The sequence below is a fragment of the Bdellovibrio sp. BIS2 genome, assembly GCF_055398295.1.
Genome location: NZ_AP035879.1, coordinates 2,470,131 through 2,490,506 on the forward strand (window position 1 = coordinate 2,470,131; position 20,376 = coordinate 2,490,506).

Sequence of the window (20,376 nt, forward strand, 5' to 3'; positions counted from 1 at the left end):
TTCCGCAGCAGCTCATCCCGAAGGGATGGCGTCCGCGAGGACTGTCTGAAGGCGAAAGGTTCAAGGAGCCCTTCCCCTGTCCCAAGGCGGTCGCTAGGAAAGAAGAGGCTTGTATGTTGTTTCCTGAAATTACTCCTGCGCAGAAACGTAAGAACTTTAGAGATGCTTTGAAGTCTGGCAAGCTTTTGCAGATGCCGGGGTCTTGGTCTCCGCTGGTTTCTATGGCGATTGAAAAAGCGGGATTTGATGGGGTTTATATTTCTGGGTCTGTGCTTTCCAATGATTTGGGTTACCCGGACATCGGTTTGACTTCTTTGACTGAGGTCGCTCAGCGTGGTCGTCAGATTGCCCGCACGACAAAACTTCCGACTATTATTGATATCGACACGGGTTTTGGTGAACCAATGTCTGCGACTCGCACGGTTCAGGAAATGATCGAGATGGGTCTGGCGGGTTGCCACATCGAGGATCAGATCAATCCGAAGCGTTGTGGTCACCTGGATGGCAAAGGTCTTGTGACTCGTGATGAAGCGGCCCGTAAGGTGGCGGCGGCAGCTCGTGGCAAAAAGATGGATGAAAACTTCCTTTTGATCGCTCGTACAGATGCGCGTGCTGTTGAAGGTTTGGATAAAGCCATCGACCGTGCGAAAGCTTATATTGATGCGGGTGCGGATTGCATCTTTACCGAGGCTTTGGAAAACGAAAAAGAATTTGAAACGTTCCGTAAGGCGGTGAACGTTCCCCTTTTGGCGAACATGACAGAATTCGGCAAAGGTCGCCTGTACACTTACGAAGAGCTTTCCAATCTTGGTTACAACATCGTGATCTATCCGGTGACGACGTTCCGTCTGGCGATGGGTGCGACGGTGGCGGGCTTGAACGAAATCAAAGCCAAAGGCACTCAAGAGGGTCTTTTGGACAAGATGCAGACTCGCAAAGACTTGTATGCACTTTCCCGTTATGACGAGTACAACTCTTTCGACACCAGCATCTTTAACTTCACTTTGAAATAATCCGCAAGGGAGGCCACAAGCCTCCCTTTTTTTTGCCTGCTCGGGCACGCAAAATCTAAAAGCCCTCATAAATTGCAATAAACTTGGCATTAGCCTTAATTTGCGGACATCATGTCTGCAAAAACCAAGACGCAAACTTCGACCAGAGTCTTAATTGTCTTTTCCAAGGCGTCAGAGCTCACATTCTCTTCTAAGATAGATCAATGAAGAAAGAGTTCTCTTTACAGACCAAAATTGCCCTGCCCATTCTAACAATCACTTTCATCGCTCTGGGACTTTTAACCTACTTTTCAGCATCACGCAGTTTTAAAACCGCGCAAGCCGATGCCGAGTTCAAGGTCACAAAATCAGCTGAAGCCTTTGCCAACGCCTTCAAAGCGGATTTGGATACAAGCCTTATGGTGGCGCAACAAGTGGAAGCCTACCTGGGCACCATGCGCAAACAACACTCCAAACAGCGCGCAGAGGTCAACGCCGTTTTAAAGACCATGCTTGAGCAGGCCCCGTCTGTCTTTGGTTTGTGGGCCACCTTCGAGCCCAACGCATTCGACGGACAGGATGCTCATTATCTGGGACAGCCGGGTTATGAAAAGATCGGCGGGTTCGGCCCGTACTGGAACCGCTCGGGTGAAAACGGATCCCTGACCTGGGAAAATGACATCAACTACAACGGCGAATTTTACCTGGCCCCTAAAAATGCAGGTCATCGCATTCTGACTGAGCCCTACTATGACGAAGTCAATGGACAGAATCTGCTGATGTCCTCTGCGGCGGCTCCCCTTTATGAGGGTGAAAAGCTGATGGGGGTTGTGGGTGTGGATCTGCTGCTGTCCCAACTGGACAAACAAATCTCGGCCGTGAAACCGTATGAAACATCTGTCGGCTTTCTGATTTCAGACCGCTTCAATTATGTCACTAATCCAGAGCCCAGCCAGGTTGGGAAAGCAGTCACTTTGCCATTCGCCGAGGCCGAGTTTAAACAGGCCTTGCGCGAAGGGCGCCTGCTGCTTAAGTCCGGCCGGGACAGCCAGTCCGGAGAGGAAATCCTGAATCTGCTGGTGCCGGTTTCCATTCCCTATTCAAAAACATTCTGGGGAGTGCTGATTTCAACGCCCGTAAAAACAGTATTGGCCAGTGCTTACTCCCTGCTATGGAGCCAGTTGATCGTGTTTCTGATCTGCCTTCTGGTGATGGGCGTTGCGGTCTTTATGATTTCCCGCCGGATCTCCCGTCGGTTCACTGCTCTCACCGCCAGCCTGGATCAGGCTGAAAACGTGGTGACGGCTGCGATCGACCAGCTCAGCCGCGCCGGCCAGAATCTGGCCCAGTCCGCAACAGAGTCCGCAGCCTCCATCGAAGAAACCGTGGCCAGTCTTGAAGAACTGACTTCCATGGTAAAAATGAATGCCGATAATGCCAAGGAAGCCGCTCGCCTGTCGTCGGACTCCAATCAAAGTGCGGAACGCGGTAACACAGAAATGAGCGCCCTGGTCGGAGCCATGGATGAAATCACGGACTCGTCCAAAAAAATCGCCGAAATCAACGGGGTCATCGATGATCTGGCTTTCCAGACGAACCTGCTGGCGCTGAATGCCTCGGTGGAAGCCGCCCGCGCCGGAGAACACGGCAAAGGCTTTGCCGTGGTGGCTGATGCCGTCAGAACTCTGGCGCAAAAGTCCGCGACCGCCGCCAAAGACATCAACAGTCTTATCAATGACTCCATTGAAAAGGTTCAGCGCGGCAGCAGCAAGGCAGAAAGCTCCAATACCAACCTGAAAGAAATTGTGGATTCGGTTCGCAAGGTCAGCCATCTGAATGGTGAGATCTCTTCAGCCAGCGACGAACAGTCCACCGGTATTCAGCAGATCAGCAAAGCCATGAATTCTCTGGATCAGGCCATACAGACCAATGCCGCTTCGGCCGAGGAGATTTCAGCCACGGTTCAGGAAATCCTGAACCAGGCCCATGTGATGAAGACTGTCGTGACCGAGATGAACATGGTGGTTCACGGGAGCTAGGCGGCGCTCAGCACCTTCACCGTCGAATTCATCACTTCAGATTTTTCACTGATGTGGGCGGCGGTGTTCACGATCTCGCCGGCTTCCGCCGCATTGCTTTGAATAACCTGATCCAGTTGGTTGATGGCCACGTTGATCTGCTCAATGCCAGCGGACTGCTGCTGACTGGCGCTGGCAATTTCTGAATTCAGTGTCGCCACTTTTTCAATACTTAAGGACATCTGTTTCAACACATCCCCGTTGGCGCGAACCAAAACCGTCCCCTGCTTCACCTGCACCACGCTGGTGGAAATCAACTGGGTGATATCTTTGGCCGCCACGGCGGACCGCTGGGCCAGCGAGCGCACGGCCTCGGCCACCACCGCAAAGCCTTTGCCGTGTTCGCCGGCGCGGGCGGCTTCCACGGAAGCATTCAGCGCCAGCAGATTTGTCTGGAAGGCAATATCGTCGATGATTGAAATAATCTCTTCAATTTTCTGGGACGAGGACTCAATCTGGGTCATGGTCTGCACCAGTTCCAGAATTTTTTCCTCGCCCGTCTTCGCCAGACGTGCGGAATCCCCCGACAACATTGCCGCATTCTGGGCGTTGCCGGTGTTTAAGCGCACCATCGAGGTGATTTCCTCCAAAGACGCCACCGTTTCCTCGATTGAAGCGGCCGCCCGGGTTGAGGATTCTGCCAGTTGGCCACCGGTGGAATTCAAATGCTGAATATCCTCCGTGATCCCAGCAGAGGATGTGCTCAACCCCTGGGACAACGTTGAAATCTTTTTCTCGGAACGCTTGGCGCCAAAGTACACCACAGACATCAGCATCAGAAGACCCACCAGAGAAAACCCCAGTTGTCTCCAAAGTGACGCATACGCGGAAGCCAGAATGGTTTTTTCCGGAGTGCGGATCACCAGAGTCCACTTCTGCGAAAGATCATAGATCGACACCGGCATCACCAGGAAAAATTCTTTGCCGCGTTCGGTATCAATGTCGATGCTGCCGATTTCATGCTTTTGCAACAGGGCCCGCAAAGCCGCTCCGGCTTTATATTCCCGCATCACCTCGTCCTGATGGGGCCCGGCGACCACCATCATTTTATCCGAAACAAGGAAGGACTGGGAATCAGCAAAAGGACGGATCTCTGCCACAAGTTCTTTGATTTTATCCAGACTGATATCAATGCCCACCAGGCCCTTGGCGGTCCCATTCTGCACAACCGTATAGACCGCGGAAGTCATCACCAGCTCTTTGCCGTTGACCGTGTCCTTGTAAGGCTCCACCAGCATGCTTTGTTTGCTTTGCATCGGCTGGAAATACCAGTCGCCCAGATCCGGGGTTTCTTCATTCAACAAGGTCTTAAAAATAATCTCATCACCCTGACGGACCCACCACGGATACACCCGTCCGGTCTTTTCGTGATATTCGGTGTTGGCAAACTGCGCGTCTTTCCCATCATAGGCATTGGGCTCCCAGGCGGACCAGGTCGCCAGATACTGGGAATCACTTTTCAGCACTTCACGCAACAACTGATAGCTTTTCCTGCGATCCTGCTGATGAGTTTCAGTCTCCATCGCTAAATGGCGCCCGACCACTTCGGCCTGAGCAAACGATTTATCCAGATACGATTTAATCTGCTGGGCATATTTGCGGCCCATCTCTTCAGACATCGAGTGCGCCGCCTTTTTGGCGTCCCTAAACGAGTCCTGCACCGCAAGGAAGGCAATGCCTCCCAGCACCACCGTTCCGACAAGAGCGATAGGCAACGTTAACTGTTGAGTGAATGAAAGTTTTCTGAATCCACGGAAGAACATACGACAACTCCAGCTTTATCCGAACCTGGACAGATTCGGATGAAAAACTGGCAATAGAGAGAGGACTATAGTCCAAATCCCCTCTCAAATTTGATCTTTTTTCAGAATACTCCCCCGTTGGAATGAGGGACTTTAGTGCCCGCCGGCCGTCATTTTCAGACCAATGATGGAAATCAACAGCAAAGCTAGGAAGAACAGGCGAGCCGGGGTCGCAGCCTCATTGAACAGGAAAATCCCCAGAATCGCTGCCCCCAAAGCGCCGATTCCCACCCACACACCGTAGGCTGTGCCGATGGGAAGCACGGTCGCCGCCCGCGCCAGCAAAAACATACTGCCCGCAAGCGCAACCAGCGTCAGAACACTAGGAACGAGTTTTGTGAAACCTTCGGTGTATTTAAGGCCGATAGCCCAACCGACTTCAAGAAGACCTGCGATTGCCAAAATGATCCATGCTACTGTGTTAGACATACCAACACTCCTTTCGTTAGAAAAAAGCGTCGTCTTGTCCTGACCGGGTACGTCGCACATCGTCCGGGCACATCAGTCGCAGAAACTGAAATACCCGATCATTAAAGCGCAAAACAGGCAAAAAGTAAAGTTCAGACTCATTTGGGGAAAGAACGGGCTTGCTCTTCCCTTCCTGCGCCGCCTCGTTCTTGACCCATCCTCAATGGCGGACTAGGTTCAGACCTATGCAAAAGCTTAAAGTGTTTCTGTCAGACAGTTTGAATCCTCACCTTAATCTGGCCACGGAAGAATGGATCTTTCACAATCTGGATCCTTCCCAGCAGGTGCTGTTCCTGTGGCGCAACGAAGAAACCGTGGTGATCGGGCGCAACCAGAACCCCTGGTCTGAATGCAACCTCGCAAAAATGAAAGACGAAAAAGTTCACCTGGCCCGTCGCACGACGGGCGGTGGCGCGGTTTTTCATGATCTGCAAAACACCAACTTCACCTTCCTGTCGCCGAAAGAATCCTATAAGCGCGAAAACAATGTGCAGATCATCTTTGATGCCTTGAAGACTTTCGGCATTCAGGGAGAGGCTTCCGGCCGCAATGATCTGCTGATCCCGTTCCCCGATGGTCCGCGCAAGTTCAGCGGCAGCGCCTACCGTGAAAAAAAGGACCGCGCTTTCCATCACGGAACCTTGCTGTTGAATACCGACCTGACCCGCCTGGGAAATTACCTGACACCAAATCCCAAGAAACTTCAGGCCAAGGGCAAAGAATCCGTTCGCGCCCGCGTGGCAAATCTGACCGAAGTTTCCCCGGGCATCAATCACGATCAAATCGTGACCACGATGGTGAAGTCCTTTGAAAACTTCTATGCGGGCAAAGCCGAAGTGGAATCTTTGACCATGGAAAGTCTGAAACTGATTCCGGAACTCAAAGAGCAGTACGACCTGCTCAGTTCCTGGGAATGGCTGTACGGCAACACCCTGGAGTTCAGCCACAAGATGGATGAATACCTGTCACTGGGTTTCTTTGACTTCCATTTCAAAGTGGAGGACGGACAGATCAAGGATTTGAAAATCTACACCGACTGTCTGTATCCGCATGTGATTGAAGATCTAACCGAGTCTTTGCGTGGCAAAGCCTATCGTGGAGACGCTGTTCGCGAAGCGCTGATGAGTGTTCGCGGCAAACATACAGAACTGAATCTGGGCCTTTCCGAAGTGGAAGAGTGGCTCTGCAAAAATATCGAAATCTAAACAAACATAAACTGTTCAGGCTTCGGCAGCCCCACTGCCGAAGCAACACGCCATTCATCCCGTTTATTACAATCACTCCAGTTCACTCTGCAATTTCACAAAAACTGTCTATAGCTCCAGCAAGAAAATGAACTTAGACCTGAGTCCATTTTACATCCTCACATTCCGCATTAATTTGGCTTAATAAATCGGACCTTTGTTACGATACATACTGTATGAAAACAAAAGTCACCGCCTCCAAAACCATTCTTGCGGCCTTTTTGCTCGTTTCAACTCTTGCTGCGTGTGCCCCTTCAACTTCTGACGTCCTAAGCACAGCCCTTCCGGGTCCGGACACAGACAATTCCCAGTCAGTTCCGGGGACGGAAGATCCGTCAACGCCGACATCCCCTGAACCCGACGATGAAATCAAAGACAGCGCCAAATCCCTGAAGATTCACGCTTTCGCTGACATGAACATCGACACCAGCGGAACCTATGCCAGCGCCACCATCTCGATCGTTAAATCCATGATCGCACGCCAGCCCGCGGCCATTCTGGGCGTGGGGGATTATATCGATGGCGAAAAGAAAAGCCTTTCCGACAGCACCTATGTGAACATGTGGAATCAGTTCTCGAAAAAAGTTCTGTCCTTCATGCGCGATGCAAACATTCCGTTTTTGGCGACTCCGGGCAATCACGATGCCTATTATGCGCAGGAACGCCGTTTGTATGATTCCTTCTGGGGCAAAAACAAACCCAACGTGGAATACGTCGATGATGACAACTTTCCGTTCTATTACTCTTTCATCAAGGAAGATGTTTTCTTCGTTTCTTTGGATGATGCGAATTATTCAAAACTTTCCAACCGCACGGCCCAGTTGGCATGGTTGAAGGAACAACTGTCTTCCGCCCGCGCCAAAGGGGCCCGGGCCCGCGTGGTCTATGGTCACATCCCTCTGTATTCGATTGTCAGCAGCAAAGCCAACAGCTCGACGGTTTATGAAAATGGTGTTCTGGCCGGTGAAAGACGGACCGCAGGAAGCAACACCTTGGAGGCCATCTTACTGAGCCACAATGTGGATCTGGTCATCTTTGGTCATTCCCATGGATTCTATTCCGGTCACTACACTTATCCTGATGGAAAAAAATTACAGGTGGTTTCCATGCCGTGTGCAGGCAGCTCGCCCCGTTACCTGGTGGGCACCAGCACACGCACTCCGCAGGGCTATGTGGAACTTGTCTTTTCTGAAACGAATCAACTGACCATTCGCTATTACAATTCATCTGGCACGCAACAAAGCCTCAGCTCCCTGCCCGCTTCACTCACGCTGGATGCAAAAAACGGCGTCAAGTACGTGCGCTGATTTTGCTTGCAATAAAGTAACTTGGTTTTTGATTTCGGCAGTCCTAGTCTCCGTGCTTCACAATACGGAGACTTTTCCATGTTTGCTGCATTTCTATCTTTCGCACTGATCAGTTCAAATGCCTACAGCTATCTGGATCCTCAATTTGATAAACACGCTGTAAAAACCTACAACATTGAAGTTTCGGGAAAAGCCATCCCGGAAAAGTGCTACCTTCTGCAAAGGTTCCCGGGACTGGAAAACAAAATCAACAAAGACGAAGACGCTCTTTGTGCGATGAATCTGTACCCCACCCGCTGCGATCATCCCAAGACACAGATGTTTTATGGGTGCCCGAAAGTGAACAGCACCTCTGTCGCGGTGGAATTCTACACCGTCCCCAAAGGAATGACCGAGGCGCAATTTCAAAAAGCCGTCTGCCCTCTGACCCGTTCCGCGAAAAAAGCCCTGAAGGCCAAATCCGGCTATCCAGACAAAGAGGCGAAATTCAAGTTTGCCGCCCCCGGCGTTTCTGTGGGAAGCATTCTGGGTTATTCCCGTCTGACTCAGTTGTTTAAATCCGTGGACGTTCCACCCAGCGTTCTTCGCACGGTGAGCCTGGACACAGTTTTGGATCATGCTTTGGCCGGACGCTATCTGGGTTTGCAAATGGGCAACACCTATTTGAATCAATACTGGTACGATCAGATCGGCCATTTGGTTCGCGCAAAACACGGCAACGTCGCCCAACTGCCGGATGTGTACACGAAGCCACCTCACGGCCTGGGCATTGTTCCCACTTCATTCTACAAAGACGGCAAACGCCGCGGGCTTTCTGCGAACAGCACAGCTTACTGGACACCACGCATCCTGACCGAAGACAAACTGCAGGTCTTCGGCGTCCTGTCTGAAAACCCCGGGAACGAAGAACTGTATGCTGAGGCCTTCGGTTTAAAATCGGACAAGACCCGCATCGATCAGTTCCGCAACAGCAGTGTCTTTTGGCCTCTGCTGAAAGATCCCCGCCCTGTTTCACAAATTCTGGGCAGCAACGAATTGAGTAAAGCCGGTCAGAAGATGCTGGGCATGCAGGATTCATCTGACATGCTGGTGATGGACTTCCTGCTGGATCAGGCTGATCGTATCGGCAACATCCACTACAAACGCCGCCAGTTCTTTAAAACTGCGCAGGGCACCTTGGACAGTATCTCGGACAAAAAATACAAAGAGCTTCTGGCGAAGCCCGCAAACACGTTGACCCCGGCTGAAGTGGAGGTATTAGGCGCCATCAAGCAAACCGGTGTTTCTTTGAAGGTCATGCTTCTGAAAGACAACGACGGTGGCTTTGACATGAACACCGCCAAAAAATACGCTCTGATTGCAGATGTCAAAAAAACCTCTGCCACATATGACAGTTGGAAGGACAATGCGGATCTGTTCCTGAATGCGACCATGGTGGTAAAACACTTCAGCCCTCAGACTTATAAGGGTGTGATGCGTTTGTACGGTCAGGTCTTTGGCACGCCTGAAACCCAATTGGCCATGGAAACTTATTTCCGCAACTCATTGCAGTTCACGGCGGCGGAATACAAGATCTTCAAAAACAATTTGCTCAGCTTGTACCGCGCACTTTACAAAAACTGCAAAAGCGGAAGTCTGTACCTGGACTTGGATATCAAGGATTACTTCTCAAACAACCCGAATCCGGTGCTGACGACAACACCGGGCGTGTGTGAAGGGCAGTTCTAGAAAAGGAACGGCCCCAGAGCGATGGCAGCCGGTACGATTTGCACCAGCGCTGCCCGCCATAAACGGCGTGACGACAAGATCAACACCAGGCCCGCCGCAATGATGGACACCAAACCATAAATCACCAGGGTGGTGCCTGCCGCGTGGGTGACCTCCCCTGTTCGCAAATGCAAACCGAGCAAAATCGCCACCGCCAAAAACAAGTTATAAAAACCCTGGTTAAAGGCCATCAGTTTGGTGGTCGCGGCTTCACTTTCCGTGACGCCAAAAGTCTTATTGGTTCTTTTACGCCCCCAAAGCAGGCTTTCCAGAGCAAAAATGTACACATGAATAAGTGCCGGAACGAGAGCGAATGATATTTCCATAGTCTAAGTGTGCGGAGGCCTTTCCCGTTCGTCAATCCCGCCGCTGCGCAAAGTAGAGTCCCTGCACGAACTCTTGACCGGCTTCAGGTGCCGCGCTAGCTTTGGTCGTTAATCATTAGCAATATAACGCACCGATTCCTAATCATTCGAATGGGCGTCGTCTGCGCGGATTTCGCCGGAGGAAAAATGGCTGAGTATATCAATCCAGATTATGTTCCAGAACCAGAGAAAATGAACGTTAAAAAGGGTCTTGATGGCGTTGTTATGGATACGTCTTCTGTATCCAAAGTAAACCCTCACACCAACTCTTTGATCTATCGCGGTTACCCGGTTCAAGACCTGGCTGAAAACTGCTCTTTCGAAGAAGTGGCATTCCTGATGTACAATGGCGAGCTGCCAAATGCAGGTCAACTTGCTGAGTTCTCCAAAAAAGAGCGCAGCTACCGTGAAATCTCCACTACTTTGTTGAACGTGATCAAAGCACTTCCACAAAAATGTCACCCAATGGATTCCATCCGCACGGCTGTTTCCTTCCTGGGCGCTGAAGATGCACGTATCTGGGATTCTTCTCCTGCGACAAACATGGACAAAGCCATGATGTTGCTGGCGAAAATCCCGACCATGGTGGCTGCTGACTACCGTTTCAAAAAAGGTCTGGATTTCATTCCACCGAAAGCTGATTTGTCCATCGCGGAAAACTTCTTCCACATGTGCTTCGGTAAAGTTCCACAAAAAGAAGTTGTTAAGGCTTTTGACGTTTCTTTGATCCTTTACGCTGAACACAGCTTCAATGCCTCTACGTTCACAGCGCGTGTTGTGACTTCCACTCAGTCTGACATCTACTCTGCAACTGTTGCAGGTATCGGTGCCCTGAAAGGTCCTTTGCACGGTGGCGCGAATGAAATGGTTATGCACATGATGAAGGAAATCGCTGATCCTGCGAAAGCAGAACAGTGGATGCTGGATGCTTTGGCGCAGAAGAAAAAAGTCATGGGCTTCGGTCACCGCGTTTACCGCTCTGGCGATTCCCGCGTTCCAACCATGAAAAAGTACGCTCAAGTTATGGCTGACGTGACTGGCGAACAAAAATGGATGCAGATGTACACGGCTTTGGAAAAAGTCATGGTAGACAAGAAAAAGATCTACCCGAACCTGGATTTCCCAGCGGGTCCTGCTTACTACATGATGGGCTTCGAGATCGACTTCTTCACGCCGATCTTCGTAATGGCTCGTACAACCGGCTGGTCTGCTCACATCATGGAACAAACTGCTGACAACCGCATCATCCGTCCTCTTTCCGAGTACGTGGGTGCTGAACAGCGCAAAGTGACTCCTATCAGCGAGCGCAAATAGTTTTTAACCAAAAGTTAAAACGAAAAAGGGAGCCTTCTGGCTCCCTTTTTTTATGCAAAAGTAAGCAGGTACCTTTTAAAAGGATGGTCAAAAAGGTCCTTATGCAAGGCGGAGGGGGTTCTCTGAAACGGAGGCGTGCTTCTAGCACGTCGGAGAGAAAGAGGTCCCCCGACAACGCAGTCAGAAGGGCCTTTTTCACCATCCTTAGTTAAGTGCGATCATTTTGGAGTCGTAGCGCATTCTTTCTTCGTTATAGTCCGCCAGCGTTCGCTCGGCTTGCGCGGCAAAGGCCGGATCTTCACTGGAATGCTCCAGCGTTGTGCGAGTCGTATTCACTGACAGCACATAGTCACTTTTTCGGATCAGGTTCTGAAAATCAAATTCATACAGCTTTTTGAACTGACCGTGACTGGAACGACGAAGCTTCATCAGTTCCGTCATCGCCTGCAGATGATTCAGCACGCGCTGCGAGTACTCGTCCTTAACGGCATCGAAATCAATATTCTTCTGCCAGCGCTGAAACGCACCCATCGAGGAAATCTCCAGATAGCGGCCGATTTGCAAATCCAGGCCTTCAGCGGAAGTTTTGGCTTTGTTCAAACCCAGCAGCAGCTTTTGTTTGGATGCCAATCCATGTACAGCGGCGCCCTTTGTCGGCTGTCTCACCGTGAGACTTTTGCGCTGAAGTGAAGCTAATGACAGTTCACCTGCCAGAAGAGTCAGCCCCACAAAGAAAATCGCCAGAGTTCTGCTGTAAAGTTTCATTTTATTCGTCATACCAAAGAATCAATACAAGGCCCGTGCCGTGTCTGAATTTGAGACAAAAGATGGTTGCCAAAAACGCCGGGGTTTATTGAAATACCCCTGAACTGTTTCAAGGAGACCGAATGAAGCGAATGATTCTGCTGGTACTGGCGCTTTCTGCCTGCACCCACAAGACCCCGGACAAAGCCACCCACGTTCAGCATCTGGCGACCACTTATGTGTCCACCCTGCCGTCTCGGGGCATCGATTATTCTGCCAAAATTGAACGTGTGGCCTTTGGCTCCTGCGCGAACCAGGATGAACCGCAGCCGATCTGGAACACCATCGCTGCAACCAATCCGGATCTGTTCTTGTTCACGGGTGACAACATCTACGGCAGTTGGTCCGGACAGCAACCCATCGCCGAACAATACCGCAAGCTGGATCTGGTTCCCGAATATCGCGCCGTTCGCGAAAAAGTTCCCTTCATGGCGACCTGGGATGATCATGACTTTGGCCAGCGCGATGGCGGTCATGAATGGGCCGGCAAAGATGCCGCCCGCCGTGATTTCATGAACTATTGGACCTACACCCGCAACAGCATGCCGCTGGAGCAAGGGGGTGTTTACCACAGCAAAATCATCGGCCCGAAAAAACAAATGGTTCAGGTGATTATGCTCGACACCCGTTACTATCGCAGCCCGCTGAAAGAACGCCCGGGTTTTGAAGGCAAAGCGATGAATTACATCCCTCAGGATGAAGGCACCATTCTGGGTGAAAATCAGTGGCAGTGGCTGGAAGCCCAGCTAGAGCGCCCCGCGCAGGTTCGTTTTATCATCAGCAGCATTCAGATGATTGCCAATGATCCGCAGTTTGAAAAATGGGGAAATTTTCCGAAAGAGCGGCAAAGATTCTTTGATCTGATCAAATCAACCCGCGCTAAAAATGTGATCGTCATCAGCGGTGACCGGCACATTGCCTCGATCGCGAAAACAGATTTGAAAGGTTATGGCCCTCTTTATGACATCACTGCCAGCTCTCTGAACCGTCCGAACAAATACCCGGACGCTGACAGTCACTATGTGGGTGCCACCTACAACCAGGAAAACTTCGGCCTGGCCGAAATTGACTGGAAAATGAAAACTGTGTCCATGCAGATTCGCGACATGAACAGCAAAGTGGTGAATTCTGTCGAAATCAAACTGAAATAGCTATTTGTCCGAGACACTCCAGTCCTGTCGTCCGGCGGATTCCTGCGCAGGACCGCCGTTAAACAAGGTGCGGGCCCACAGGACGATTTCGTCCACTGCCGAATCAAGATGGGTTTCATCCACCACCTGTGTTGGAATATCCAGATGATCCACGGCCAGATTGCGGCTGTCATCCATGGCGCTTTCCACAATCACCAGCCCTTTGAGACTGCAACCTTCCTGACAGACTTGCGCCAAATACTCGGCTCCCACACTGACGCCGACGCCGATGATACGCTCTTTATCGACGCTGGCGTGGTTTTCCAAAAAATCCAGGGCCGCGCGGATATCCTGCAGGCGCTTGCTGGGAGATTCCCAGGGTTGTGGTGCCTGCTCGTCTTCACTGAAATAACTGTGGTCCATGATCAGGGTGATAAAACCTTCGGCACTGACCTCCCGAGCCAGTCGCTCGGTCACTTGCGCCGTGGCTCCGGTCATTGAACCTTCAAACAGGCAGGCTGCAAAGATCTCGGAAGCATCCTCTGGCAAAAACAAAGTTCCTTCCAGCATGCGGCCTTGTGACGTGAAATTGACAGTGAGTTTCATGGCGAACCTCCCGCTGTCTTTAAAAATAAAACGAGGCCGCAGAAGGCACACAGATATTCGGGCTGAACTGCCGTAAAACAACAGACAGACCCGACGGAGGTCTTTACTCCAGACTGAGTAACTGCAAATTGATCATAAAATTGCGCGCAATACGATAGGCGCGCTCTTTGGCTTCATTGGCTTTCAGGCCCACGAAATGCTCATCAACGGTCTCGACAAACAGACGCAGCCACTGCTCAAAGTGCCCGCGCTCCAAATTCAATTTGGTGTGTGGCGGAAAAGGACGACCACGATAGGTGTCTTCGCCCAACAGCAGGTCACTCCAGAAATTGTAAAGCTTCGGCAGATGTTCATCCCAGTCCACTTTCGCTACATCCGTAAAAATCGGACCGATATGTCCATCGGCGCGAACCTTTGCGTAAAAGCCGTCGACCAGAACCTTGATGTCCTCGCGGCTTTCCAGGGGTTTTCTTGATGGGGGTGTGGTCATAAAATCCTCCCTATGCAATGGGTAATACATCCAGATCCTTGGGACGGATCTTACGCAGCTCTTCCGGAATTGATTTCAGAATGGCTTCACCCAAAGCTTCAATCAGTTCGTTTTTGTAGTGTTCACGGCGGTACACCAAACCGATTTCGCGGGCTGGGATCGGACGCTCAAATGGCACAATCTGACTGCGCGCGCCCAGTTGTTCCGTCGCCAGATGCGGCAAAAGCGTGTAACCACCATAAAGGTCGACAAGGTTTTTCAAAGTTTCCAAACTGCCACTTTCAAACTTGTAGCGTCGCCCACCTCCCTTGCCTTTTTTCACCGAGCAGATATCCAGCACCTGATTGCGCAGGCAGTGGCCCTCTTCCAGCAACCAGATGTCATCCATACCCAGAGCCTGGTATTTGATTTTCTTCATATGGGCGTACTCGTGATTCTTTTCGCACAGGACATAGAAGGGTTCATAGTACAACGGGAATTCAAACATCTTCGGCATCTGAGTCGGAGTCGCCAAAACACCGACATCGATATCATCACCGTTGAGGGCTTCCAGAATCTGGTCCGTCTGCATTTCTTTGATATTCAGATCCACACCCGGGAACATTTCTTCCACCACAGGCAAAAGTCGGGGCAAAAGATACGGAGCCACCGTCGGAATGACACCAATAGACAAGCTTCCTTGTTTAGCGCCTTTTTGTTCATGCTGAATAATGCTCTCAATTTTTCTGGACTCAAAAAGGACCGTCTGAATTTGGGAAATCAGTTTTTTACCCATGTGTGTCAGTAAAATGGGTTTTTTGGATCGGTCAAAGATCACCACACCCAAATCCTCTTCCAGCTTCTGTATTTGCATGCTGAGCGTGGGTTGAGTCACGTGGCAGGCCTCGGCCGCCTTGGCAAAATGACCGTGCTTATGGACAGCCATAACGTATTCCAGCTGCGTCAAAGAAAAGTTCACTTTCGGGCTCATATAAGGGCTCCTTGGGCCCATTATGCCGCAATAGACAAAATCTATCAATGCATATTTATAATCGATTTCACTAAAAAGGGTTGATCCCGTAGTCTCAAAGACGAAAGATGTCCACTAACAACTAAACCTGCTGGTGGACCTGAATTTTTATTTAGGCCCTAAGGCCACAACCTAACCACTTTATTCGAAGGAGAATAAATGCAAACTATCATCAACACGAAAGTGCCAGATTTCAAAGTTCAAGCTTTCCACCACGGTGATTTCAAAACCGTGACTCAGAACGACCTTAAAGGCAAATGGTCCATCTTCTTCTTCTACCCTGCGGATTTCACATTCGTATGCCCTACTGAATTGGGTGATATGGCTGACAAATACGCTGAATTCCAAAAAATCGGCGTGGAAGTTTACGGTGTTTCCACTGACACTCACTTCACTCACAAAGCATGGCATGATGCTTCTGAGACAATCAAAAAGATCAAATACCCAATGTTGGCAGACCCTACCTTCCAATTGACTCGCGCATTCGGCGTGCACATTGAAGAAGAAGGTTTGGCTTACCGTGGTACTTTCCTGGTGAACCCAGAAGGTAAAATCGTATTGGCTGAAGTTCAGGACAACGGTATCGGCCGTAACGCTGATGAATTGTTCCGTAAAACTCAGGCAGCTCAATACATCGCTGCAAACCCAGGCGAAGTTTGCCCTGCGAAATGGACTCCAGGCAAATCCACTCTGAAACCAGGTCTTGATCTGGTTGGTAAAATCTAAATTTTAGATTTTCCAAACGCGAGTCCCCGCCCCGGCGGGGACAAGCCAACAACCGCGAAACAGAAATTAGCTGAAAGTTGCAAATGCAAGGCGGGAGAAGGAAGCCGTACTCCTGTACGGCGACGCCGACCAACGCAGCAGTTGCAATTTTCAGGTAATTTCCCCCGAACGGAGGTCACAATGTTAGACTCTTCTCTTCTTGAACAACTAAGATCAGTCTTTGGTGCCTTGGAGAATACGGTTGAGCTTGTCTATGAGAACAGCTCTCACGAAGATCAAAAAGATCTTTTGGACATGCTTCAAAGTGTTGCCAGCACCTCTGATAAAATCACGCTGACGCAGAATGCGTCTGGCACTTCTCCGATGCCTCAGTTCCGCATTGACTATAAAGGCAAGCCCACGGGCATCGTGTTCAAAGGTATTCCCGGCGGTCACGAATTCACTTCGTTGATCCTGGCCATCCTGAACACCGATGGCAAAGGCAAGCTTTTGGACAGCGTGATCGCGGACCGCGTTCGTCGTCTGAACAAAAACATCACAATCCAGTCTTACATCTCTTTGACCTGTGAAAACTGTCCTGAGGTGGTGCAGGCCCTGAATCAGATTGCTTTGATTCACGGAAGTCTTCGTCATGAAATCATTGACGGCGGTTACGTTCAGGACGACATCAAGTCCCTGGGCATCCAAGGTGTGCCAAGCCTGGTGGCGAACGCAAAAATGTTCCACTCCGGCCGTATCCAGCTTTTGGATCTGGTGGCAAAACTGGAATCCACTTTCGGCGTTGACGCCAATGCCGCCCCCTCTGAACCTGTGAACAAGAATCTGGGGCACTTTGATGTGCTGGTGATCGGCGGCGGCCCTGCGGGGGCGTCTGCGGCGATCTACACCGTTCGTAAAGGTCTTTCCACCGCGATGATCACGGAAAAAATCGGCGGCCAGGTGCAGGAAACCAAAGGCATTGAAAACCTGATTGGTGTGACTTACACCGAAGGCCCTCAACTGGCAGCCCAGTTGAATCAGCACATTGCCAGCTATCCGGTCAAAGTTCTTGAAAACCGCCGCGTGAAAAAGATCCACACGGAAAGCAAAGTCAAAGCCATCGAACTGGAAAGTGGCGAACACCTGACAGCCGACGCGATCATCGTCACTACAGGGGCGAAATGGCGTGAACTGGGTGTTGAAGGTGAAAAAGAATATCTGGGCCGTGGCGTGGCTTACTGCCCACACTGTGATGGCCCCTTCTATAAAGGCAAGAAAGTTGCCGTCATCGGCGGAGGAAACTCAGGCGTGGAAGCCGCGATTGACCTGGCCGGCATTGTTCGCGAAGTCGTGGTGTTTGAATACAACGATCAGCTGAAAGCCGACAAGATTCTGGTCGACAAGCTGAAATCCCTGCCGAATGTTTCCATCGTGACCAGCGCGAAGACTGAAAAAGTCATCGGTGATGGCTCCAAGGTTCAGCAGATCCAGTATCTGGATCGTTCTCTTAATAAAGAAGAGAAGATGGACCTGGATGGCATCTTTGTGCAAATCGGCCTGGTACCGAACAGCCAGTTCCTCAAAGACACGGTGGAGCTGACCAAGTTCGGCGAAATCATCGTCGATGAAAAAGGCCGTACTTCGACGAAAGGCATTTACGCTGCCGGTGACGTCACCACGACGCCTTACAAGCAAATCGTGATCGCCATGGGTGAAGGCGCGAAAGCCGCCCTGGCAGCCTTTGAAGACCGCATGTATCATTCTTAATCCATGGGCCCCTCCCTCTTGGGGCCCATTTTCCTTCTCTGCGCAAAGCATCTCTCTTGACTCCCTTCTGGCCTGACCTACGATAGGTCTGCAAAACAGGAGTCCATTTAATGAAAATAGCATTGAAGGTGCCACTATTCGCAGCTCTGGTTTTTTCCATGAGTGCCTGCCAAACCCTGAACAAGAAGGAAGCCGTGAACGCAGAATACATTCCGCGCGAAGTTCTCTTTGGAAATCCGGACATCACCGGCATTAAAATCAGCCCTGACGGAAAATACGTGACTTATCTTTCCGCCCACAAAGGTGTTCTGAACATCTGGGCTCAGGAATTCGGCAAGCCGGAAACGGCAAAACCTGTCACTCACGACACCAAGCGTGGCATTTTTCGATACAATTGGACTTACACACCGGGAGTCCTGACCTTCAGTCAGGATGTTGCCGGGGATGAAAATTTCGGTCTGTACACCCTGAACGTCACTACCGGCGAAATCACTGAAATCACCAAGCCTGGCAAAGTGACTTCCCAAATCGCGGAGACCAGTCACCTGCGCCCTCAGGAAGTCGTGATCATGACCAACGAACGCGATCCGAAGTACTTCGATTACAAGATCCTGAATCTCGCAACCAAAGCCACCACGGATCTTTTCACCAACACTGACAACTATGCCGGGATCATGTTCGACAAGAACTTCCACCCGATCATCGCCAGCCAGTCCAACAAAGATGGCTCATCAACCATCTTCCTGTGGAATGCCGGCAGCAAAAAGTTTGTTAAAAAGACCGTCGTACCTTTCGAGGATAGCATGACTTCTTCCGCGGTGGACGTTTCTCACGACGGCAGCAAAGTTTATCTGCTGGACAGCCGCAAACGTGACAAAGCCGCTTTGATCGAATGGGATATCAAGTCTGATAAAAGCAAAGTGATTGCCTCGGACGAACGCTCGGATATTCAGGGTTTGCAAATGCATCCCCAGACCGGAAAGCTATTATGGGCATCCTCTTACTACCTAAAACGTGACATTCAGTTCTTCGACAAGGACTTCCAGAAGCACTTTGAAAGCATAGAGAAAAAGCTTAACACCGAAGTCAACGTGACTTCCATGAGCCTTGATGGAAATCAGTGGGTGCTGTTTGCAGATTCCACCGACAAACCCGTGGCGTTTTATTTCTATGACGTCAAAACTGAAACTTTAAGTCAGCCCCTGTATCACACCAAATCCATGATCCCTTACGGCGACCGCCTGAGCGCCATGGAAGCCGTTGAAATCCCGTCTCGTGATGGTTATCAACTGGTTTCTTACCTGACCTTGGCCCGCAAGCCTGCTGGCAAATCCATGGTTTTACTGGTGCATGGTGGTCCTTGGGGCCGCGATGACTATGGCTACAATCCATACCATCAATGGCTGGCAGATCGTGGTTACAACGTTCTGAGTGTGAACTTCCGCGCCTCGACAGGATTCGGGAAAAAGTTCCTGAACGCGGGCGACAAACAATGGGGCCGCAAAATGCACGACGACCTGATTGACGCCGTCAACTGGGCCGTTAAAAACGACTATGCCGATCCAAAACAGATTGTCATCATGGGTGGTTCCTATGGTGGTTATGCCGCTTTGGCGGGTGTGACCTTCACTCCGGACACGTTTGCGGCTGCGGTAGATATCGTGGGCCCTTCCAATCTGGAAACTTTGCTAAACACGGTTCCACCGTACTGGGAAAGCTTCCGCGCGAATCTTTACAAGCGCGTGGGCGATCCGACGACAGCGGCTGGCAAAAAGCTTTTGAAAGAGCGTTCTCCGCTGACTCATGTGGATAAAATCAAAAAACCACTTTTGATCCTTCAGGGGGCCAATGATCCGCGCGTGAAAAAAGCGGAAGCGGATCAGATCTATAACGCCATGGTGGCGAAAAAGATCCCGGTGGAATATGTACTGTTCCCTGACGAGGGCCATGGTTTTGCCAAGGCTGCCAATAACATGGGGGCTAACGCCATCACCGAGGAGTTCCTGCAAAAGTACCTGAAAGGACGCCTGGAGCCGATTGAGGCTCAGGTGAAAGCCTCTTCGGCGCAGTTCATCACCACACCTCAGTAAGCCTTTTCAAAGGCCTGAAAGCAAAAGCCCCGGTTTCCCGGGGCTTTTTTCTATTTTATAATTCGCAAAGTTCGATGGAATGCCCGTCAGGATCCAACACAATGGCCTTTTTGCCATCAGGCATGTCCGTGGGGTCTAAAATGCACATGGCACCGGGAACTTTAACAAGTTCCTGCACGGTTTTCTCTAAATCCGTAATTTTGAAACCCAGTTGCAGGCTTGGAATTTGAGATCTTTGCGGATTTTGGATATTGTACAGGGAAAATTCGACGCCATTATGAACGGCTCTGTGAACTTCACTCCCTTTATCAACTTTTGACGCTGTAAATTGAAAGCCGATAATTCGATAAAAACCCAGCATGCCCTGTAGCTGCGTGGTGTTTATTGTGATAGAAGTGAATAGCAAACTCATCCGTCTATTATCTGAAGCGAGGCCGC

18 protein-coding genes and 1 riboswitch are annotated in these 20,376 nt (G+C 50.6%); of the genes, 10 read left to right on the top strand and 8 right to left on the bottom strand.

Going from position 1 to position 20,376, the window contains the following annotated elements; all coding sequences use genetic code 11:
• Nucleotides 1-113 precede the first annotated feature (113 nt).
• Nucleotides 114-1,013, top strand: coding sequence for a methylisocitrate lyase (gene prpB / locus ACZ520_RS11865; RefSeq protein WP_038449736.1), 900 nt, complete (start codon nt 114-116; stop codon nt 1,011-1,013).
• Nucleotides 1,014-1,216: 203 nt separating this feature from the next.
• Nucleotides 1,217-3,031: a methyl-accepting chemotaxis protein gene (locus ACZ520_RS11870; protein ID WP_464125686.1), complete on the top strand. Its 1,815-nt coding sequence runs from the start codon at nt 1,217-1,219 to the stop codon at nt 3,029-3,031.
• On the opposite strand, the gene ACZ520_RS11875 is transcribed toward ACZ520_RS11870, so the two are convergent.
• Nucleotides 3,028-4,833, bottom strand: coding sequence for a methyl-accepting chemotaxis protein (locus tag ACZ520_RS11875; RefSeq protein ID WP_464125689.1), 1,806 nt, complete (start codon nt 4,831-4,833; stop codon nt 3,028-3,030). The genes ACZ520_RS11870 and ACZ520_RS11875 overlap by 4 nt on opposite strands.
• A 132-nt stretch (nt 4,834-4,965) precedes the next feature.
• The gene (gene sugE, locus ACZ520_RS11880; protein ID WP_088564842.1) at nt 4,966-5,301 is read right to left on the bottom strand and encodes a quaternary ammonium compound efflux SMR transporter SugE; all 336 of its coding nucleotides are present in this window, start codon (nt 5,299-5,301) and stop codon (nt 4,966-4,968) included.
• A 23-nt stretch (nt 5,302-5,324) separates the two neighbouring features.
• A riboswitch (guanidine-III (ykkC-III) riboswitch) is annotated at nt 5,325-5,386 on the bottom strand.
• A 139-nt stretch (nt 5,387-5,525) separates the two neighbouring features.
• Here sugE and ACZ520_RS11885 point away from each other — a divergent pair.
• The 3 genes from ACZ520_RS11885 to ACZ520_RS11895 all read left to right on the top strand — a co-directional run bounded on the left by ACZ520_RS11885 (nt 5,526) and on the right by ACZ520_RS11895 (nt 9,619).
• Nucleotides 5,526-6,545 carry a lipoate--protein ligase gene (locus ACZ520_RS11885; RefSeq protein WP_416480384.1) on the top strand — a complete coding sequence of 340 codons (1,020 nt, stop codon included), beginning with the start codon at nt 5,526-5,528 and terminating at the stop codon, nt 6,543-6,545.
• A 215-nt stretch (nt 6,546-6,760) separates the two neighbouring features.
• Nucleotides 6,761-7,891, top strand: a complete 1,131-nt coding sequence (locus ACZ520_RS11890; RefSeq protein ID WP_374030605.1) for a metallophosphoesterase family protein — start codon at nt 6,761-6,763, stop codon at nt 7,889-7,891.
• 78 nt (nt 7,892-7,969) lie between these two features.
• On the top strand, nt 7,970-9,619 hold the full coding sequence (locus ACZ520_RS11895) for a hypothetical protein (RefSeq protein ID WP_464125691.1): 1,650 nt from the start codon (nt 7,970-7,972) through the stop codon (nt 9,617-9,619).
• Here ACZ520_RS11895 and ACZ520_RS11900 read toward each other — a convergent pair.
• Nucleotides 9,616-9,984: a DUF1304 domain-containing protein gene (locus tag ACZ520_RS11900; RefSeq protein ID WP_088564836.1), complete on the bottom strand. Its 369-nt coding sequence runs from the start codon at nt 9,982-9,984 to the stop codon at nt 9,616-9,618. The genes ACZ520_RS11895 and ACZ520_RS11900 overlap by 4 nt on opposite strands.
• Nucleotides 9,985-10,170: 186 nt before the next feature.
• Here ACZ520_RS11900 and ACZ520_RS11905 point away from each other — a divergent pair, with 186 nt between their 5' ends.
• Nucleotides 10,171-11,337: a bifunctional 2-methylcitrate synthase/citrate synthase gene (locus ACZ520_RS11905; RefSeq protein WP_088564835.1), complete on the top strand. Its 1,167-nt coding sequence runs from the start codon at nt 10,171-10,173 to the stop codon at nt 11,335-11,337.
• A 204-nt stretch (nt 11,338-11,541) separates the two neighbouring features.
• On the opposite strand, the gene ACZ520_RS11910 is transcribed toward ACZ520_RS11905, so the two are convergent.
• Nucleotides 11,542-12,114, bottom strand: a complete 573-nt coding sequence (locus ACZ520_RS11910) for a hypothetical protein (protein ID WP_088564834.1) — start codon at nt 12,112-12,114, stop codon at nt 11,542-11,544.
• 110 nt (nt 12,115-12,224) lie between these two features.
• Here ACZ520_RS11910 and ACZ520_RS11915 point away from each other — a divergent pair, with 110 nt between their 5' ends.
• On the top strand, nt 12,225-13,292 hold the full coding sequence (locus tag ACZ520_RS11915) for an alkaline phosphatase D family protein (RefSeq protein WP_464125695.1): 1,068 nt from the start codon (nt 12,225-12,227) through the stop codon (nt 13,290-13,292).
• Here the strand turns inward: ACZ520_RS11915 and ACZ520_RS11920 are convergent, their stop codons facing one another.
• From ACZ520_RS11920 to ACZ520_RS11930, 3 genes are all read right to left on the bottom strand, one after another.
• Nucleotides 13,293-13,877: an alpha/beta hydrolase gene (locus ACZ520_RS11920; RefSeq protein ID WP_088564832.1), complete on the bottom strand. Its 585-nt coding sequence runs from the start codon at nt 13,875-13,877 to the stop codon at nt 13,293-13,295.
• Nucleotides 13,878-13,980: 103 nt separating this feature from the next.
• Nucleotides 13,981-14,367: a group III truncated hemoglobin gene (locus tag ACZ520_RS11925; protein WP_464125697.1), complete on the bottom strand. Its 387-nt coding sequence runs from the start codon at nt 14,365-14,367 to the stop codon at nt 13,981-13,983.
• Nucleotides 14,368-14,377: 10 nt separating this feature from the next.
• Complete coding sequence (locus ACZ520_RS11930; protein ID WP_464125699.1) at nt 14,378-15,337, bottom strand: hydrogen peroxide-inducible genes activator; 960 nt, start codon at nt 15,335-15,337, stop codon at nt 14,378-14,380.
• 198 nt (nt 15,338-15,535) lie between these two features.
• Here ACZ520_RS11930 and ahpC point away from each other — a divergent pair, with 198 nt between their 5' ends.
• From ahpC to ACZ520_RS11945, 3 genes are all read left to right on the top strand, one after another.
• Nucleotides 15,536-16,102, top strand: a complete 567-nt coding sequence (gene ahpC / locus ACZ520_RS11935) for an alkyl hydroperoxide reductase subunit C (RefSeq protein ID WP_011164920.1) — start codon at nt 15,536-15,538, stop codon at nt 16,100-16,102.
• A gap of 180 nt (nt 16,103-16,282) precedes the next feature.
• Entirely contained in the window at nt 16,283-17,848 is a 1,566-nt protein-coding gene (ahpF, locus tag ACZ520_RS11940) for an alkyl hydroperoxide reductase subunit F (RefSeq protein ID WP_464125701.1), read from the top strand.
• Between the two features lie 110 nt (nt 17,849-17,958).
• Nucleotides 17,959-19,938, top strand: a complete 1,980-nt coding sequence (locus ACZ520_RS11945; RefSeq protein WP_464125703.1) for an alpha/beta fold hydrolase — start codon at nt 17,959-17,961, stop codon at nt 19,936-19,938.
• A 55-nt stretch (nt 19,939-19,993) separates the two neighbouring features.
• Here the strand turns inward: ACZ520_RS11945 and ACZ520_RS11950 are convergent, their stop codons facing one another.
• Nucleotides 19,994-20,350, bottom strand: a complete 357-nt coding sequence (locus ACZ520_RS11950; protein WP_041577782.1) for a VOC family protein — start codon at nt 20,348-20,350, stop codon at nt 19,994-19,996.
• Nucleotides 20,351-20,376: the final 26 nt, after the last annotated feature.

Bases quoted from the DNA above. Each gene is read 5' to 3' on its own strand.
- ahpC (WP_011164920.1), top strand. From the start codon at position 15,536: ATGCAAACTATCATCAACACGAAAGTGCCAGATTTCAAAGTTCAAGCT.
- ACZ520_RS11885 (WP_416480384.1), top strand. From the start codon at position 5,526: ATGCAAAAGCTTAAAGTGTTTCTGTCAGACAGTTTGAATCCTCACCTT.
- ACZ520_RS11925 (WP_464125697.1), bottom strand. From the start codon at position 14,367: ATGACCACACCCCCATCAAGAAAACCCCTGGAAAGCCGCGAGGACATC.
- ACZ520_RS11920 (WP_088564832.1), bottom strand. From the start codon at position 13,877: ATGAAACTCACTGTCAATTTCACGTCACAAGGCCGCATGCTGGAAGGA.
- ACZ520_RS11900 (WP_088564836.1), bottom strand. From the start codon at position 9,984: ATGGAAATATCATTCGCTCTCGTTCCGGCACTTATTCATGTGTACATT.
- ACZ520_RS11905 (WP_088564835.1), top strand. From the start codon at position 10,171: ATGGCTGAGTATATCAATCCAGATTATGTTCCAGAACCAGAGAAAATG.
- ACZ520_RS11910 (WP_088564834.1), bottom strand. From the start codon at position 12,114: ATGACGAATAAAATGAAACTTTACAGCAGAACTCTGGCGATTTTCTTT.
- ACZ520_RS11870 (WP_464125686.1), top strand. From the start codon at position 1,217: ATGAAGAAAGAGTTCTCTTTACAGACCAAAATTGCCCTGCCCATTCTA.
- ACZ520_RS11875 (WP_464125689.1), bottom strand. From the start codon at position 4,833: ATGTTCTTCCGTGGATTCAGAAAACTTTCATTCACTCAACAGTTAACG.
- ACZ520_RS11930 (WP_464125699.1), bottom strand. From the start codon at position 15,337: ATGAGCCCGAAAGTGAACTTTTCTTTGACGCAGCTGGAATACGTTATG.
- sugE (WP_088564842.1), bottom strand. From the start codon at position 5,301: ATGTCTAACACAGTAGCATGGATCATTTTGGCAATCGCAGGTCTTCTT.
- ACZ520_RS11890 (WP_374030605.1), top strand. From the start codon at position 6,761: ATGAAAACAAAAGTCACCGCCTCCAAAACCATTCTTGCGGCCTTTTTG.
- prpB (WP_038449736.1), top strand. From the start codon at position 114: ATGTTGTTTCCTGAAATTACTCCTGCGCAGAAACGTAAGAACTTTAGA.
- ACZ520_RS11945 (WP_464125703.1), top strand. From the start codon at position 17,959: ATGAAAATAGCATTGAAGGTGCCACTATTCGCAGCTCTGGTTTTTTCC.
- ACZ520_RS11950 (WP_041577782.1), bottom strand. From the start codon at position 20,350: ATGAGTTTGCTATTCACTTCTATCACAATAAACACCACGCAGCTACAG.
- ACZ520_RS11915 (WP_464125695.1), top strand. From the start codon at position 12,225: ATGAAGCGAATGATTCTGCTGGTACTGGCGCTTTCTGCCTGCACCCAC.
- ACZ520_RS11895 (WP_464125691.1), top strand. From the start codon at position 7,970: ATGTTTGCTGCATTTCTATCTTTCGCACTGATCAGTTCAAATGCCTAC.
- ahpF (WP_464125701.1), top strand. From the start codon at position 16,283: ATGTTAGACTCTTCTCTTCTTGAACAACTAAGATCAGTCTTTGGTGCC.